The 18677-nt window shown below is 40.2% G+C and carries 13 protein-coding genes; 5 read left to right on the top strand and 8 right to left on the bottom strand.

Annotated elements, in window-relative coordinates:
- Positions 1-373: 373 nt before the first annotated feature.
- The 5 genes from Q0791_RS12435 to Q0791_RS12455 all read right to left on the bottom strand — a co-directional run bounded on the left by Q0791_RS12435 (position 374) and on the right by Q0791_RS12455 (position 10448).
- Complete coding sequence (locus tag Q0791_RS12435) at positions 374-1555, bottom strand: cystathionine beta-lyase (protein WP_299006779.1); 1182 nt, start codon at positions 1553-1555, stop codon at positions 374-376.
- 132 nt (positions 1556-1687) lie between these two features.
- Positions 1688-3940, bottom strand: coding sequence for a proteobacterial dedicated sortase system histidine kinase (gene pdsS / locus Q0791_RS12440; RefSeq protein WP_299006713.1), 2253 nt, complete (start codon positions 3938-3940; stop codon positions 1688-1690).
- A 3-nt stretch (positions 3941-3943) separates the two neighbouring features.
- Positions 3944-4636 (bottom strand): proteobacterial dedicated sortase system response regulator, encoded by a 693-nt coding sequence (pdsR, locus tag Q0791_RS12445; RefSeq protein WP_299006715.1) that lies wholly within the window; start codon positions 4634-4636, stop codon positions 3944-3946.
- Between the two features lie 503 nt (positions 4637-5139).
- Entirely contained in the window at positions 5140-7842 is a 2703-nt protein-coding gene (locus Q0791_RS12450; protein ID WP_299006716.1) for a hypothetical protein, read from the bottom strand.
- A 239-nt stretch (positions 7843-8081) separates the two neighbouring features.
- The gene (locus Q0791_RS12455; protein ID WP_299006717.1) at positions 8082-10448 is read right to left on the bottom strand and encodes a LamG-like jellyroll fold domain-containing protein; all 2367 of its coding nucleotides are present in this window, start codon (positions 10446-10448) and stop codon (positions 8082-8084) included.
- 520 nt (positions 10449-10968) lie between these two features.
- Here Q0791_RS12455 and pdsO point away from each other — a divergent pair.
- On the top strand, positions 10969-11688 hold the full coding sequence (pdsO, locus tag Q0791_RS12460; protein ID WP_299006719.1) for a sortase-associated OmpA-like protein PdsO: 720 nt from the start codon (positions 10969-10971) through the stop codon (positions 11686-11688).
- Between the two features lie 49 nt (positions 11689-11737).
- On the opposite strand, the gene Q0791_RS12465 is transcribed toward pdsO, so the two are convergent.
- Positions 11738-12460, bottom strand: coding sequence for an MIP/aquaporin family protein (locus tag Q0791_RS12465; protein ID WP_299006721.1), 723 nt, complete (start codon positions 12458-12460; stop codon positions 11738-11740).
- A gap of 62 nt (positions 12461-12522) precedes the next feature.
- Positions 12523-14007 (bottom strand): glycerol kinase GlpK, encoded by a 1485-nt coding sequence (glpK, locus tag Q0791_RS12470; protein WP_299006724.1) that lies wholly within the window; start codon positions 14005-14007, stop codon positions 12523-12525.
- Between the two features lie 367 nt (positions 14008-14374).
- On the opposite strand from glpK, the gene Q0791_RS12475 reads away from it, so the two are divergent.
- Both Q0791_RS12475 and Q0791_RS12480 read left to right on the top strand, forming a co-directional pair.
- The gene (locus tag Q0791_RS12475) at positions 14375-15139 is read left to right on the top strand and encodes a DeoR/GlpR family transcriptional regulator (protein WP_299006727.1); all 765 of its coding nucleotides are present in this window, start codon (positions 14375-14377) and stop codon (positions 15137-15139) included.
- 409 nt (positions 15140-15548) lie between these two features.
- Positions 15549-16184 (top strand): hypothetical protein, encoded by a 636-nt coding sequence (locus Q0791_RS12480; protein ID WP_299006729.1) that lies wholly within the window; start codon positions 15549-15551, stop codon positions 16182-16184.
- Between the two features lie 489 nt (positions 16185-16673).
- On the opposite strand, the gene Q0791_RS12485 is transcribed toward Q0791_RS12480, so the two are convergent.
- Complete coding sequence (locus Q0791_RS12485; RefSeq protein ID WP_299006731.1) at positions 16674-17039, bottom strand: hypothetical protein; 366 nt, start codon at positions 17037-17039, stop codon at positions 16674-16676.
- Between the two features lie 210 nt (positions 17040-17249).
- Between Q0791_RS12485 and Q0791_RS12490 the strand changes: the two genes are divergently transcribed.
- Together Q0791_RS12490 and Q0791_RS12495 are read left to right on the top strand one after the other, a co-directional pair.
- A complete protein-coding gene (locus tag Q0791_RS12490; RefSeq protein WP_299006733.1) occupies positions 17250-17375 on the top strand; it encodes a hypothetical protein in 126 nt (41 codons plus the stop codon).
- A gap of 140 nt (positions 17376-17515) precedes the next feature.
- Positions 17516-18133, top strand: coding sequence for a YceI family protein (locus tag Q0791_RS12495; RefSeq protein WP_299006735.1), 618 nt, complete (start codon positions 17516-17518; stop codon positions 18131-18133).
- Positions 18134-18677 lie beyond the last annotated feature (544 nt).

Genomic DNA, 18677 nt, shown 5'->3' on the forward strand with positions numbered 1-18677 from the left:
ATCTGTCTCGTTTTCGTACTGACAAGATCAGATCACAGAATGACCAAATGGTTCCTTAGATTTAAGCAACAACGCCAGGCCGAGTGAATAAATCATTCATGGAGTACATATTAATACCTTATGCTGTAAAATCGTTTCAGATAGGCAAGGTATTGTGTTTAATTATTGCTGAATATGACCTGAATATTGCGTCTTAGAAAGCGGGGGAATTGTATCATGATATGTAGAGTTATTACGTTAATCGGGCGTGTTCAAGTCAGAGTGCATTATTAATTTTTTATATTGAGTCATGTAGAGAATAATCCTGTAGGTTGAACAGGATTATTCTTTCATTGGTATTAGACCCTATATATGTTTGAAAAGATAACACGTGTTATTTTTTATTGAGCGCTGCATGATAACGGGTAAAAGCGGCATCCAAGTCCTTGATTAGATCATCCACATTTTCGAGTCCAATATGCAGACGTATCAGGGGCTTTGAGCTATCCCATTGGGTTGCCGTTCGTAATTTATCAATACCAAATACGCCTAAAATAAGGCTTTCAAAACCGCCCCATGAAAACCCCATTTTAAAATGTTGCATGTTTTCAACAAAAGCCGTAATTGAGGTGCGATTACCTTCTTTTAAGACGAAAGAAAACAGACCATTAGCCGCAGTAAAATCCCGTTTAAAGAATGTATGACCAGGACAGGTTTCAAAGGCTGGATGTCTTAAGTGATCGACTTCTGGACGCGCTGCTAACCAATGGGCGACTTTTAGTGCATTTTGTTCATGTTGTGCCATTCGAATTCCCAATGTGCGAAGGCCTCGGCTGGCTAAATAGACATCATCAGGGGAGGTACATTGTCCAAGTAAGTAACAATTTTCTCTTAATTGATCCCAATGCTTCTCATTGGCTGTTGCTGTCCCCATCATGACATCAGAATGTCCAACAATGTATTTTGTGGCGGCTTGAATTGAAATATCAACGCCTAATTCAAAAGGGCGTGAATTAATGGGAGAGGCCCAAGTATTATCTAACATCACCACGAGATTATTATCATGGGCAATTTTACTTAAGGTAGGCACATCTTGAACTTCCATGGTGATAGAGCCTGGTGATTCTAGAAAGAGTACCTTAGTATTAGATTTTATCAATGACGCAATATTCTTGCCGATGAGCGGATCGTAGAAGGTTGTTTCAATGCCAAATCCTGCGAGTAATTTGTTACACAGATCCCGTGTGGGTTCATAAACACTGTCGACCATGAGTAAGTGATCACCTGCTTTTAAAAAAGATAGTAGGGCACCTGTGATCGCAGCCGAACCAGAAGGATATAATGCGGTGCCTACACCCCCTTCAAGTTCTGCAATGGCGGATTGAAAAGCAAAATGAGTGGGGCCGCCACGTCGACCGTAAAACATTTCACCTTTGGTTCTATTTTTAATGGCAAAAGCCATATCGTCCATGGTATCAAATGTCATAGTGGACGCCCTGACGACAGGCGGATTGATAACGCCTTGAGTCCATTTTTTTTGTCGACCTAAACTCACAATCTGCGTTTCTTTTTTCATAGCGTTTTTCCAATCAATACGGGTGAATAACGGCATTTTAGCCATCTTAACATCTATACGGCTAAAATAAAGAGGCAAATGAGCTCAATGTACCATTCGCTGGAAAATGTTTGTTATTGAGCGCAGTTGTATTTATGCTGGAAGCTCCGCTATGGGGAGTATTACGCTGATCTTAACGCCTTGTTGTCGGCTCTTTTCATCAATATGGTTTTGAGCAAAAATATGGCCTTGATGAAAGTGAGTGATGAGCCTTGCAATATACAGACCCAGTCCTAGATGGGGCTTTTCATTTGGTGTTGCAGCTGGCCTAGAAGTGCAATGACTTGGACGAATAGAGATCATGGACTCAAAAATATGTTCAGACATATTATCGGGCAATAAAGGGCCTTGATTAAAGACAGTGAGTTGTACTTGCTGATTTTTATTGGCTTTGGTTTTATCTGAGAGTTCTGATTTACGGTTTGTAAGGACGGTCAAGGCAATATCAATAGGTTGGCCTGTTTCACTAAATTCCAGTGCATTAGTAATGAGTTTATCCATTAATTGTGCGATATATTCAGGCACACCCTCAATGAAAACAGTTTGTGATGGCAGGCTTAATGTTAATTCTTGATGAGGGTAAGTGAGTTGATAGCCTTGAATACAGCCGCTGATGACATCGCTAAGTGGAAAGACCTCTGTTTCAGCTTGAGTGATACCTTGCTCCAATCGAGTGGCTTCGCTCATGTAATTTAAAATCATGCTGAGTCGATTAATACCTTCTTGAGCACGAATGACGTATTTATCAGTACTGGGGGCTAATGACTGTAAACTTAAATGTTCAAGGGATGAACGAACAACGGCCACAGGTGTTCGTAATTCGTGAGACAAACGAGAAGATATATTCTCGAGATAGTGATTATATTGACTTAATCGAGTGACAATATTGGCAAAACTACGGGATAAATCACCGATTTCGTCTCCTGCTGTTGAGGGAACAATAGGTCGAGTGATGCGACCTTGCGCATCAATCGCTTGTTCTGCATCATCTCTTAACCGCCGAATTCGGTTCGATATGCTCGATGCAAAGAAAAACAATGCTAAGGTTCCCATGCCCATGACGGTAATGATCATATCAAACAGTTTTTCCAGTGCGTTGTTGCGTAAGGTTCTGATCCCATGTGTGGTTTCTTCTGCAACGACCACGCCCATCACATTATTATCAATCCAAATGGGACTGGCTGCTGCAAGGACAACGGCTTTTTTGTCTGGCGTTAAACGCCAACCGGATCCTTGTTGACCTTTTAATGCTGCCGTGATGTAAGTGCCTTTGAGTAAAGTAGAATCCTTAAGGGTATCAATGAAGTCTTTAGGTGGCGTGGTTAATATCTTTGCATAAAGAGGGTGTAAATAAGTTTGTTTTATGGTTTGCCAAACACTCATGGCCAGAGTGTCATTGAAAGATTTTGCCCAACTATTTTCATTGTCGTGTAAATCACCCGAGCGAGCCAATACTCTGCCATGATTATCCAGTACCCAAATACGGGAGTGATTATGTCCCATTCCTTTAATAATTTGTTCTATTTCGGGGGAGGGGACAAGGACTGTACCCAATTTATTCACATCATCGATAGCCGAAGTTCCCACAATGGCGTCGAGCAGCTTAGTGTGTTCATCGTTAACATCATACAAGGCGAAGCCTAATTTACTGCCTAGCATATTGAGCGGTATACGCAATTCTATATTGTAACCTTGTTGGGTTTTTCGCCATTGTCCTTGAATTTTGATTTCTGGAGTAACTGGCGTCGACTGACTCGGATCCATGGGGAGCTGATAAGCATTGATCCAGCCATCTTGTGTCGTGGCAACAATATAGCGTTTAAATTGCCCATTTGGCGCTAATGTGGCAATGGCTAAATGATCGTTTTTATCAATACTCAGTGAATTCGTGCCTCGATAAACAACATGGGGATCGGTGACTTCGAAAAAAGCATATAAGTAGCCCGCATACTTACCTACGATATGAGTAAAATGCATACTTAATGCTTGGTTAGGATCGCGTTGATAAATGAGGTTATTGTCACCGTACTCTATGGCGTTATGCCAATAAGCCTGCCAATCATTTCGCTTACCATTTAGCTGTATTGGCTTGGATAAAGGATAAGCATATAAGTCTCTGCCTTTTTTGACTTGCGTTAAAAAACTGGCTTGATTATTAAAGAGGTTAGGTCGTTCATGTAAGGCCGTTGCTAAGGCTTGGGTGGTGCCTTCTAAGGTTTTTTCTTGGCCGTGACGTAAATACTTTTCCATTTCCCACACATACTGATACCCCAGCCAAGGAAGACAAAGTAAAAAGAGTGACAAAATAGCCACCTTAGATCGTAAGCCCATGGAAAGATTAAACATGTTTTAAGACTGGGGATCCCAGCGATATCCCATACCATAAACGGTATCAATACAGTGAAACTTGGGATCTTGTTCTAAAAATTTTTTACGGATCCGCTTAATATGTGACGTAATAGTACTGTCATCGACAAATATTTTAGCGTCAGCCATGAGTGCTTGGCGATGACGCACATGTCCTGGGCGTTTAGCTAAAGCATGCACCATCCAAAATTCAGTGACTGTGAGATCAATAGCTTGGTTTCTCCAGTGAACTAACATTCTATTGAGATCAATACATAAATGACCATGCTCGATTAAATCTTCACCAGGTGTTTGGCTATCTTGCAAAGCGGAGCGTCTAAAAAGGGCGGCTAATCTGGCTAATAAATGTGGAAAGCTGATTTCTTTACTCAAGTAATCATCCGCCCCGAGACGTAAACCGCAAACTGTATCAAAATCACTGTCTCTTGCGGTGAGAAAGATGATAGGTAAACGGGGTGATAAATTTCGAAGTGATTGACATAAGGTAAAGCCGCCATCAATTTCATTTTCTAGCCCAATATCAATAATTGCTAAATCAGGCAGTCTGATCTGAAAAGCTTGCATCGCAGTGAGACGATTAGGGTAAGCTTGAACTTGGTAACCTTGTTGCTCTAATACTTCGGTGTAATTTTCTCTAATAGCGGGTTCATCTTCAACGATGGCAATACGTTTCATGTGTTAGGGTAAACTCATTTACAGCGCGTGATAGTTATCATTGGACTATACAGTAAATCATTATGAATGAGCAGCCCTCAAATTCCATTGCCACATTGTGGCCACAATTGATCATTAAGTTTGCTTAATGGTATAGCTAAATCAATATAAAATGATAGCCTCAGAGCGCTCAGTTGAGCGACAATTTGAGGCGCATGATTGATGGAATGTAGGCACCTTTCGAGATAATGCAACAAAAAAGAGTCGCTTAACTGACTCTCCTAAAAGGCTGGTTTAAAAGTGATTTATGCGTTGTTGATTTGCCTTATCGTAGAATGACTATGCTTTCAACAATTCGCCTAGCCTAAATCACTTTTAATTCCAGCTGAGTATGTCATTTTATATTGATTTAGCTATACGTGATGAAAGTGAGTTTAAAGGCCGTAAAAGAGTGGAAGAGATTGATGCTATGTCTAAAGACGCGCCTGTAGCATCAATCTTAGCTCATATTGATATTTCAATCGTTATTTAGGACGGATTAAATAATCATAATTATAACTTTCAAAGTTAATAAATCGGGTTGAAGGCGTACTGGCAACCACTAGATAGAGAGTGTCACCTGCTGATGCATTGACATCCATGGTTTCAGCTGAGCCTGCACTAGGATGCGGTAATTTATAATAAGTGCGTTCCTTTGTGATGGGATTATAAACAACAACTTGTACCCTAAACTCTGCATAATCAGGGTTGGTGACTGCAGGGTTAACGCCGATTTCATATACAGTATCTTCAGTGACATCCACCTCATAAGCATTATAGGCCCAAGAGGCAATTTTATAGCGACTTGGCACGGTATGCCATTCATCACCTGTGCCATTGACATCATAAAATTGAGTGACTTTATTATCCACTTCTTCCAGTGGTACAGGATTGTCAGAGTTATTATTAGCGCTCACCATTCGATTATAAGAGGCAATTTCAGAAGTTAAGAAGGTGTCGCCAAAGGGCATATCCCATGTCATGACTCGGGCGCTGAAATCAGAAAACACATCTCTCATGTCAAAGCCAGCATGACTTAGTATGGTATACATGGCTTCTGTGGGCCTACCGCTTAATGGTGCGAGATTATGAACATTACGATTGAAGACATAACCAATAAAGTTATCACTGAGAATGTTGTGGGTCACGTAATGTTCAAACACACTAGCACCATATTGGTGACCGCCTTTGAAATAATCGATGATGCCGTCTTCATACACTGAGCTTTGTGTGGTCCACAAAGAGAGTTGTGGCTGAAGAGTATAATAGCCAAGCAAGGTGTCTTTGGCGGTAGGTTTTTGAGAAAATGCTCCCCATGAAGCACTGGATTCAGCAAGAAACTTGGTTGAGCCTCCCGTTCTAGATTGATAGGCATGGAAGTTTTCATGTAACACGTACTGGTTCCATGGATTGTCGAAGTTAAATTTGCTGACCCAAGATTGTCGGTAAGCTTCAGTGAGAAGCAATTCTCTGGGGTTAGCAAACTCCTCACAAAAGGCTTCGTGCTTATACATACCTGTGGTCATGACATTGTGCTCCCACGTCATATCATGGCCACTGAGTTGATATTCAAAGCTTTCTTGAGTGGTATCTGTAATTCCTTCTGGCCAGAAAATACAATAATAAGCGCCACAAAGATACAATGGATATTCAGGATCCGGTGGTGTCATCACTGTGGTGTCACTGCACTCTTCTCCAAGTGTTTGAATTTGATCTGGGCTTAAGCTGCTATTAAATATTCTTAAGTCCCACACTTTACCTGCATAAGGGCCAACAGTGAGTTTACCTGCCAGTGCTTGCAACTGGGATGTATCAGTTAAAATGTCTTGCTGATGACCATTTAAAAATGTGGTGATTTTGTCTTCACTGAGTTGCAAAGCATAATGGTTACAGCTTCGATGTTTCAAGGCCCCGTTATCATTGTGGACCGTAATGGGGCTTGTTTGGGTTTCTAATGTGCTGTTTATTTTACCTAATACTTCCTCAACTATTAATGTTTCACTTGTGAGCACTGTGCCGCTTTGCTCATTGGTCGTGGGAATGAGTTTAAAAGAGAGTGTCATGGGGGTCGACACTGACTGATCGTTAAAATCGATAGTCACACTTTTATCATTCATATCCACACGGCTCTCAAAAGGAAAGAGGCCTTCGCTGTTATGCTCTCTTAAACTGGTGGTGACAGGGTGTTGATTGCTTGAAAGATCGGTATAAGTAAATTGCAAGGGAGTATAACTAAATAAATGATCAAAGGTACCGTCATCGATTTGGGTGAGCGAACAGCTTGCTTCACAGCGGTTACTTGAACAAGTAGAGCCTAAGTCGCAAGTACCGCATCCCAGAGTATTGCCTGATCCATCACGAATGACTCCACATTGAGCGCCAAAAGCACGACAAGCCGCAACGATTTGTGGCTCACCTATGGGTTGACAAAGATTGAGATCACAAGATTCATTGGTTGAACATATTCCGCATTCTAAAGTGCCACCATTGCCATCGCTGATCGCGCCGCATTGTGCCCCTTGAATTTGACACACATTGCTTGGATTGGATGATTCAACCAACAGTCCATCAAATTGAACAGTATTGTTTTGTGTCGTGACATGAGGGCTCGCGGCTAAACCTAAATATACATCTTCTGCCATTGGAATGGTTTTTTGAGTGGTGAGTAGCCAATTATTGCCATCAAAGGAGTAATGACCTGTGAAGGTATTCCCTTCTCGTGAGAGTTTTAACCATACTGGCCCTGTACCGACATTTTTTCCCCAATAATATGAACGCGCATTATCTTCAGCACGCCATTGAAATGCGACATGTTCATGAGCGGAATAATCCAATGCCACATTTTTAGCGCCAGTATCTAGGGTTTCTCGAAACATGATGGCGCCTTTGGCCCAGGGATGTGTGTTTTCAACACTTAACACACGGACAGTAATGCTGGCATTACCTGAAATGGGAACATAGACATAATAAAAATCATCTTGTGTTCCCCAAATATCATTACCTGAACCTGTTAAGGTAATGATATCCAATATTTCAACTGCATTACCGGGATAATTGACTTGGCCGATATCCTTTTGTTGCCATGATGAAATGCTAGAAGCAAAGCTTAAGCTACTAGAAAGCATTAAGATCATAATACTTACAAAGACATAGGCCTGCTTAATAAAACGACAATGATAGGTGTTCATTTTATCTTCCTTAATCTTCAATTATTGATCGTTTCGCTAACGTGAAATCAGACTGAATTTCTCGAAAGCTTTGTGTTGTTATGTTTTTGAGGGAGTGGTGCGCCTCCTTGCTCGATACCGATTAATATAGGTTTATAGGGGGGAATGCTTATCTGCTAGACTTGATTATCAGTGTTCAATGAAACAGTTAAGTTATTCAGGCCATCACATTTGTAAGGCAATGGCCTGAATAAGGTGTGCTATCTTGCGTAGATCTGAGCAATTTCTGTTTCAGAGAGTGTTTTTCGATAGAGGCGAAGATCATCCATATAGCCTTTATAGGCGTTAGATTGACCATCTCCTCCACCTGAGCCATCGCCGATAGCAGATTCATATTTATTAATGTCGCCAACTAATCCGGTTAAATCGGTTTGTCCAGATAAAAGACCATCTATATAGATAGATAACTGGTTATTGGAGAAGCTAAATGTGGCAGCAACATGATGCCATTGCCCGTCGGTGAGGTTTATATTACCAGCAGTCAAGCTCTTGGTTTTATTCACGTGGTTAGTGTGATCATAACTGCCAACATAAGCTTTAATACCAGTACCATTATTCGCTAATGTCAGTGCAAAGCCAGAACGACTGTTGTAGTAATATTTATTACTGATAATAATTTGTTCATTACTGACTCCTGCATCAGGTTTGACCCAAGCTGACAGGCTAAAGTCATTGTCAGTATTGAGGTCTAAAAAATCATAGACAGGGTATTCGCTCAAATAATGCAGTACTGTATTACCATCAAAATACGCAGCGCGATTAATGGCACCAACGTGTTCAAAGGTGATCCCTGTTTTGGCAATATAGGCGGGAATACCGGAAGCGCTATCAAGGATAGGATCCGCATTGCTGTTATCAAAAGTGTAGTGCAGCACAAGAGGGTTACTTGATTCTCTTACCCACAAATCAACCTTGACACTGTTCCCTAAACGGCCATTATGTTTTGTGGCGTAAGTAAACCTGTCTCGGCCTACAAAATTAGCATTGGGTGTATATTGAAAACTGCCGTCGAGGTTGAGCGTCAAACTGCCATTGGCCACATCTTGTGTGAGTACTGCTGTGCTGGCATTTTTATCATTCGTCAACACACCTTGTAAGGTGGAGATGTTGAGTACTGTATTGGGGTCAAGAGTATAGCTGTCTTTAATGGCTGTGGCGTAATTTAAGTAAGGCAGACAAGCCTGAGCAATGCGTTCGCCAATGACAACATAGCTGTCACTACCATAATGATAGTAAGGACGTTGATCACCTGTATAGACTAATGTCGCTAAGGGATCATTATTAGCCACATTAGCTTGCGCTGCCATGACAATGTCACCTGCTTGGCCACGATTGTCATTAATTTGAGTAATGATAACAGGCAAGTCGGCTCGATTGAGATCTTGCCTGACCGCACTAATAAGATTAGTTAAGTGGTTTTCATAAAGCAGCTCGCTGCCAAAGGTATCATTATAGCCTTGAAACCAGATAAAGCCGGCGAGTTCATAATCAATATTATTGGCAATGAGTTCATTTTGCAGAAAAGTATTAAAGCCTGTGATGAGTTGTTCATATAAATTGCCATTATCTCCGCCAAAGGCTTGTGGACGCCAATGGGCGGTATTATCTAAGGTGGTTCCCCCTTTTGCGCCTTTGAATAAATAAATATTTTCAGGTAAAACATTACCCAGCACATGACCCATTTTTAACTCGACACCGAAGTGAGTACTGCGTGAACCAAATCCAGGCTGAAGCCCACTTAAACCACGAGTGTTTGAGATGATGTTTTGAATCCAAACATCATCTCGTATTCCAGTTAGATCAGCGCCTGAGGTGGCGGGTAAAGCACTATTGGAACCGTGTCCCTCCATGTTGGATTGTCCTGCCATGAGGTAGACTTTCGCTTTGTCATTATAATCTTGAAGTACATCAACATTGGAGAATATGGCTTCTGCGTTGCTGGTGGTCACATGAGGACTTGCTGCTAATCCAACATAATAATTTTCTCCCATAGAAACTGTCTTACTGGTGGTCTGTAACCAGTTTTCTCCATCGAAAGAATAATAACCCGTAAACAGATTGCCTTCTCTTTGTAGTTTTAGCCAAACAGGGCCTGTGCCTACATTTTTCCCCCAAAAATAAGAGCGGTTATTGGCCTCAGGACGCCATTGAAAAGCAATATGTTCATGGGCTGAGTAATCCAGTGCGACATTCACGGAATCACTGGCCAATGTTTCTCTAAACATGATCGCCGCTTTTGCCCATGGATGAGTATTTTCTATACTGTGAACTTGAGTAATAATGGTGGCATTACCTGTAATATTTCTATATAGGAAATAAAAGTCATCTTGGCTATTCCATATATCATTACCTGAGCCTTGAATCGTGATCAATTGTTCATTATCAATAAGGTGTGAGCCAGGATAATTGGCATTACCGATATCCATTCCCTGCCATTGATTGGCATCGGTATTCGTTTTTATTTCAGCTAAGCTTTTACTTTGATATGAAAGTAATAAAATAACAATCAGTAAAAATGAATGAAAAAGATTAATCGTTGGCAATTTAAAACCCAATTTAACTGACATAACAGACTCCTTGTTATATAAACGGGGTAGAAGAGTTAAAACAATATCTCGCGGTATATATACGTGCGTAAGTTTAATTTATATAGCTTAGGAAAGATAAGACTTAATGTCTAAAAAATGGATTGAGTTAGAATATTTTGTTTTTATCTGTTGTTTATTGTTTTATATGTGTTTTTTTATTTTATGAATTTTTATTATTTAAAATTTAATTTATGGTGAGACTATACCCTTAAGGTTTTTAGTATTTTACTCCTTAAATTAAAGCTTAATAATATTTGCATCAATGTTAATAACAAAATAATCATAAAAAATGAATAGATGAGTTTATGAATGGGCTTTTATTCGATAAATGCTGAGTTAAGAAAGGGAATGTAATATTAAAAATGAAAGTCATGGCGCCATTTTTTTGACATATTTAATCTTTAACTGGCCATATACCTTCCTCTCTAAGGTTATTTATTTTTGTTTTTATATAGCTTAAGCGTGAAAGTCATAAAATATCGAGCCATGAGAGAGTAAAATGAAAAAAAACGTTATAACTTGGTTGTTAGTGGGTGTGATTAATGTTTCTCAGATCAATATAAGTCTTGCGCAAGAAGATATTCACAAAGCCTTACCAACAGAGACTGAGCAAGGGGGAACTTGGATTGGATTAGGTTCGGGCATTGTTGTGGGGGCGGCAGTCGGTGGCCCATTGGGTGCCATTATAGGGGCGTTCACTGGAGGACTGATTGGTAAGTCTACTGATAATTATACTGCACTGAAGAATAAGCAGTTGCAACTCACACAGAGTCAAGTTGAGATAGAAAGGTTGCAGCAACAGCAAGAAATCGCTTTGGCGAAGCAAGTACAATATGAAAAAGTAGAACAAGTACTATCTATGTTATCAGTCGGGTTAACAGTACAATTTAAAACGGGATCATCTGAAATTGAAGCACATTTTAAAAAACAATTAGAAGACGTTGCAAGTGCGATGCAAGTCTCTCCTCAATGGGTAATAACCTTAACTGGATATGCTGATCGTCAAGGTGATAATGATTTTAATCAGGCACTTTCAGAACAAAGGGTGGCAGAAGTTAGGCAATACTTACAGCAGCAAGGTGTAGACGAAAGTCGGTTAATTACAGTGGCATTGGGCGATCGCTTTCCTGTCATTGAAGAAGCGTCATTAGAAAATAACTTTTTTGACAGAAGAGTGACGCTACAATTGGAGCCATTATTGACAAGCATTGAAAAATGAGTTATTGACACTTATGGAACAATAACTCATTTTATTATAACATCAATTCTTACAATAGGTTATTCCATAATGTTGCGGCTAAAATGGCGCCAAGTAAAGGGCCAATAACGGGAACCCACGCATAATGCCACTGTGAAGTGCCTTTATTGGCAATCGGTAAAACAGTATGGGCAATACGTGGGCCTAAGTCACGAGCGGGATTAATGGCATAGCCAGTGGGGCCACCCAATGATAACCCTATTCCCCAAACGAGCATAGCAACGAGGTAAGGGACTGCCGCAGCGGCGATATCGCCGGATGAAACGATGGCGCCAATACCAAAAATAAGGGCAACTGTGCCAATCACTTCAGTGATGAGGTTACTGGGAGAATGTGCTATTGCAGGTGACGTACAAAAAACAGCGAGTTTCGCTTCTTTGTCTTCTGTTTCTTTCCAATGGGGGAGGTATGTGAGCCAAACTAAACTGGCGCCTACAAAGCAACCCGCGATTTGAGCAAGGCTGGCTGTAATAACGTAATAAAGCGAATCATAAACACCTAGAAAGTATTTGGCTAATGTCACCGCCGGATTAATATCGGCTTGTGGGGAGCCGCTTGATGTGGCGACAAAGACACCAATCATCACTGCAAAGGCCCAGCCAGCAGTAATAGTGATCCAGCCTCCATTATTGCCTTTTGATTTCGATAATAGGACATTGGCCACAACGCCGCCGCCAAATAAAATCAAAAATAGACTTCCTAAAAATTCACCGAGTAAATATTCCACAATCATTATCTCCTTTATAATTGGTATCATTGTCTTTAAATAGAAACATATTTAAAGACAATTATTCGTTAGTTAGAGCGTATTCGAGATACGGCATCTAACCAGCCATCATAAAGTGTGTTTTGAAGCGCTTTATCCATTGTTGGCTTAAAGCTTTGTTCGCAGTGCCAAAGTTGGCTTATCTGCTCAAGAGACTTGAAGGTACCTGTATACAGCCCTGCAAGGTATGCTGCGCCCAAGGCCGTTGTTTCTTGAACAACAGGGCGATCAACGGTAGCGCCAAGTATATCAGAAAGAAACTGGACGACCCAACTATTGCCGACCATGCCGCCGTCAACACGGAGTGTACTGGGGCGAATGGCACCATCACTTTCCATTGCGCGTTTTAGATCTTTTGTCTGATAACAAACGGATTGCAGGCCTGCACTGACGATTTCACCAATTCCCGTATCACGGGTAATACCTAAAATGGCACCTCTTGCTTGTGGATCCCAATAAGGTGCACCTAATCCCGTGAATGCTGGCACCATATAAACGCCATGATCCAATGGTGTTTTTTCAGCGAGAGATTCGGTTTCATAGGCATGTTCAATCAGATTGATGCCATCTCTTAACCATTGTACGGCAGCGCCAGCGACAAAAATACTGCCTTCTATTGCGTAGGTGACTTTGCCATTTAATCGATATCCGACTGTAGTTAATAATCGATTTTTTGAGCGAAGTGCTTCATCGCCAGTATTAAGCATCATAAAGCACCCCGTTCCATAAGTGCTTTTGACCATGCCTTTTTCAAAACAGGCTTGACCGATCAAAGCGGCATGTTGATCCCCTGCCATGGCTGAAATCAAGATTTCTTCGCCAAAAATGGTTTTCTCTGTTGTACCGAAATGCGCACTACAATCTTTCACTTCAGGCAGTATCTTAGCTGGAATTTCGAGTCTGTCCATCAACTCTTGATCCCATTCTTGCTGATGAATGTTAAACAATAAGGTGCGCGATGCATTGGTGGCATCGGTCATATGGCTTTTTCCTGCTGTTAAACGCCATAATAAAAAGCTATCGACCGTACCGAATGCCAGCTCGTCTTTTTCTGCTCGAGTGCGAGCACCGGGAACATTATCTAAAATCCATTTTATTTTCGTACCTGAAAAGTAAGGGTCGATCAACAAACCTGTTTTGTCTATGACGGTTTCTTCAAAGCCATTAACAATTAATTCTTGGCAATAATCGGCTGTGCGTCTGTCTTGCCAGACAATGGCATTATAAATGGGTTTACCGGTTTTTTTGTCCCAAATAATAGTGGTTTCTCTTTGGTTAGTGATCCCAATACATGAAATATCAGTGCCGCTTAACCCTTTGCTTGCTAATGCTTGATGGCAAGTGGAGAGGGTAGTACTCCAGATCTCTTCGGGATCATGTTCAACCCAACCATTACTCGGATAAATCTGTTTAAATTCTTTTTGAGCCGTGCTTACAACTAAGCCTTTTTCATTAAAGATGATGGCGCGGGAGCTGGTGGTACCTTGATCGATAGTAAGGATGTAGGTTGACATGAGGGCCTCTTATTTTTATTTAATCGATTTATTTGTTATCGTTAAGCTGCCAATTGATTCATGTGATCAGTTTGGGCAAGTTCGATACTAAACATAAAAAAACCGAAATTAAAGAATGATAACGAAGGTATTGTTCCTTAATTTTCGTTTTGGTATTTTTATATGCATTTTTAGCGATTTATTCGATGGTATCAAAGTCGTGTCGATGTAACAAGTTTGATACATATGCTATGTCTATGATTTTTTATATACGGTTTTACCTTGAAGTGCTTGTTCGAGGGGAATTTTCAAGTGAGAGTGGGATATGTTAGCATTTAACGATTATTATTAAGTAAGCTGCTGTATTTAGGTGGGAGAGAATAAAGTCATGAGTCAAAAGCTTCGGCAAATGAAAATCATAGAGCTTGTAAAGGACAAAGGCTTTATTACAATTGAAGATTTAGTCGCTTACTTTGAAGTCACACCACAAACTATCAGACGAGATTTAAATCAACTCGCGGAGCAAAAATTGATCCGCCGTCATCATGGTGGTGCAGGCTCTGTGTCCAGTACTGAAAATACGGCTTACAGTACTCGAAAAATTTTACAGTTATCTGAAAAACAAAGGATAGCTGAGGCTGTTGCTCAGCAGATCCCCGATAATGCATCATTATTTATAAATATCGGTACCACCACAGAAACCATTGCTAAGGCTTTGCTGGATCATAAAGGTTTACAAATTGTGACGAACAATATTAATGTGGCGTCGATTTTGCGGGTCAAAGAAGACTTTAATGTCATTATTGCCGGAGGCATAGTGAGAAGTCGTGATGGTGGCGTGATAGGTGAAGCGACTCAAGATATAATTGATCAATTTAAAATGGATTTTGGGATCATAGGGATCAGTGGAATTGACAATGATGGTTCTTTATTGGACTTTGATTATCAAGAAGTGCGTATTGCACAAGCTATTATCAAAAACTCTCGCAGCGTTTTTTTAGCTGCGGATCACTCTAAGTTTGGTCGTAATGCCATGGTGAGATTAGGTAATATCGATCAAGCGAATGCGTTATTCACGGATCAAGCCCCTCCAAGACCTATTCAAGCATTATTGAATCAACATGATATAAAGTTGGTGATTGCCTCCGAATAATAAACACAGTTTAAAGCAAAATATCAAAGCCGTTTTTGCCGTAGAGTGTGTTGATAAATGATATACCCGTGATACTTGAAGATGCAGGATTCAGCTGGAATTAAAAGCTTTTTAAGCAAGGTTATTAATTGCTGCTGCATAAATGACATTTCCATCATCCTTGATGTTCAGCTGAACAGTGTGCCTAGTCATTCTAAGCTGATGTTCAATAACGCAGTATAAAAGGCCTTGCTTTTACATATGAAGAGGCCAGCCCCTTGGGAGTCTGTAAAAGCACCGACTTCTGCGTTGTATCATCTTTTGCCTAGCCTTTATCTATACTTATACTCAAGATACTTCCAGCTACATACTGCAGCTTGAAGTATTACGAGTATAGCCGTGTTGGATCAGCAATAGGAGGTGACGGTTTATGTCGCTTTTGAATAAGCGCAGTGAGAGGTATTTAAAGATGGGATCCTTATTGCTGGTCATAATGACCCAAGGGTGCGTATCTTATTCACAAAAGGTGCAACAAGGGCATCCCGGCGTCGATTCTGCTTGCCATCATAGTGTTAATGTACAATTGCCCGTTGAATGGACGGTATTAGATCCTATTATTTGTGCAAGATTGACTCAGTCTACACAAAAAATGAAGTTGACAAAGCATCAAGTTAATCATTTTATTGGTTTTTTATGGACAATCCCCCCCTCTACACCGTCACTTTTGGCATTGGCTGATTTATTGCCAAAAACGACGTTAGCATTATTACGGGGTGTCGAAATGCGGGGCGTACCTTTGGATGAGGCTGAGAAAATGGCATATTACTTAGCTAAGGTACCTGAAATCTATTCTATTCATAATATTGCTGATTTTGATGAAAATACCTCCCACATTATGGGTAGGCAATGGCATGAAATTGACTATAGTGGCGAAGGAATGAGTTGGCAACAACAGCAACAAAAGTATGCGCCATATGACATTACTGATTTTAAGAGTCTTACCAATTTAGAAAAATTTTTTCCGGTGGAGTCTCAATTACCTTATTTTAAAGAAGCTTATCAATAAAGCCTTGTATAGTCAGGTGGTCGACTCTTAATATATTGGTTGAGTGTGTGGTGAGTAGGGGACCGTTGAATTCACTCTATTGAATAAGCAGCAAAGATTAGACATTTATGGCGCCTTATTTAGTGTACGGTTTTTCTCTGTTATTTTAGTGATTGGGGGAGATTTGAAAGACATTGAAGGTTTGTTTGCTGCCATTTTGCATCGCTTAAAAAAAATGATAGCAAGATGTGATTGGTAATGACAATAGAAGAGATAGAAAGTTAACTGGCCACGATAAGCGCACTTTTTGTGGCCTATAGTATTATCATGGCGGGATTTAAAACAGATAATCAATTTAATGATATCAGATATAGCTCCCCAAGTCCCAAGCTTCTAAGTCTACTCGATATTCAAAGCGTTCTGGCTAGAATTGATGTGATGCATGAAACGCAGCATCACATCAAATTAGGCTTTGTTTGTAACTTGATGAGTCCTTTCTTCTTTTTTATTTTAAGGTTTAGGTGGGGTAGGAATTAATGGCCCTTGATGAGAATGGGGGCCGGGTCCGCCGTGTGGTCCTGGCCCGCCATGTGGTCCTGGTCCATAAGCATATGGTCCAGGTCCATAGGGATGTGGCGCAACATAGACGACAGGTGCAGGATGAGGCGCAGGCATCGGTGCTGGTGCCACTCTAGGCATAAAAAGTGCGGGTACAGGTAAAGGTATTACCCAAGGTACAGGGAGGGGACGTGCATCTGCGTTAATAGAAAAACAAAATGCTACTAGTCCACCTAATATAATGGTTTTAATTAGCGTAAGGGATTTCGATCTCTTATTGGTCTGTTTTACGCTGTTTACTCTGATTAAATTATTCATATCGCACCTCATGGTTCGGTACCATGACGTATTTATCATGGTCAAGAATGAACACATAAATTTCGACATCCATTATTTTAGCAAATAATCTCGAGAAATAATCAATATAAATGTTCTTTTTTATTTTTTTTTGTTGTTTTTTGTTGTTTTTTGTCAACAAGGATGATGGGTTGCTCATTTTTTGCCAATTGAACAGTCTATGGCTGCTGCATGATGTCTTTCAGACATCATGCCGTTTTTTCTCAGGTTGAATATGAAATGATGAAAAGGATGATTTATAAAGTCGGTGGTGATGACTCCAGTGTTTATTCATATGGTGGCATAAGTGTGGAATGAGAAACGCCATAAGTTCATATTTATTTCGTTATACTATTCCGCATTATCATCGGGCTATAGACAAGATGGAGCGTTTGCTGGTTATGTCGAGGAGCTAGGGTTCAATGCTTAAAAGATTTAGGCGTTAATAAGGATAAAAAATGATTAAACAAGGTCTGTTAGCCATTATCATAGTGCTACCACTATCGAGTTGTGTGAGCTGGATAGCGCCTAGTGTGAAAACTGAATTAATAACGTTACAAGGAGGGCAATATCAGCTTGATAGTACACATGCAGCATTAGTGTTTAAAATTCAACATTTAGGTTTATCAACCTATGTGGGGCGCTTTAATCAATTTGATGCTGTGCTCAGCTTTGATCCCGATAATATGGCCGCAGCCTCATTACAAGCGACAGTGGCGATTAAGTCTATTGATATTAACAATGCTGAATTAGCGGAAACGTTACAAGATGCCACTTGGTTTAACAGCGACCGCTTTTCACAAGCCTTCTTTATTAGCCATACTGTGACGCCATTGTCGCATAACCGTTTTCGATTCTCGGGTGATTTGACGTTAAGAGGTGTTACTAAACCAATGACCTTTGATGCGACGTTTCATGGTGGCGCTGATAATTGGATGACAGGAAAATACACTATTGGTTTTAGCGCTGTAGGTCATATTAAACGTTCTGATTTTGGAATGGACAGTTATATTCCGATTGTCGGTGATGAAGTTAATTTAGAGATCTATGCCGAGTTTTTGAAAACGGTTCGTTAACCAATAAAGTTAAACGCAACTAAATGCGCTAGAGATATGTCTCTAGCTCATGTCATTTATGGGCTATTGGGTGGGGAGGTCGAGCATTGCTTCTTTCTTAGAAACGACTCAGCTAGATTTTAAAGTGTGGATTGGACTGCTTGTGACAGATTTTGTTTTTCATTGTTTTTCATTGTTTTTCATCAGCTAATGGTGAGCATGATAATCAAATTTTAGTGGAATAAGTAAAAGTAAAATTCAATATCGTTATTAACCATCTAATAAAATAGCATTTTTTATAAGTAGCAGGAAATGTGTTTTTATTGCTTACGGCTATTGCTGCAAGATTATTAAATGTGTCATGACGGCTTTACCATATTGAGCTTGACGATTTTACTGGTTATGGACAAATTTAAATAATAAGTCGAAAACGGAAAACGGTAATGAAGAGGATTTAGAAAGCTATGTTCAAGTGTTTAAAGTGAGTCAGATAGCCATGTCATGTTAGCAGTCTGACTCACTTTAAGCTTGATTACTAAACTTTTAAAATAAGGTATTATCTATT

Source organism: uncultured Shewanella sp., assembly GCF_947495455.1.
Taxonomy (GTDB): domain Bacteria; phylum Pseudomonadota; class Gammaproteobacteria; order Enterobacterales; family Shewanellaceae; genus Shewanella.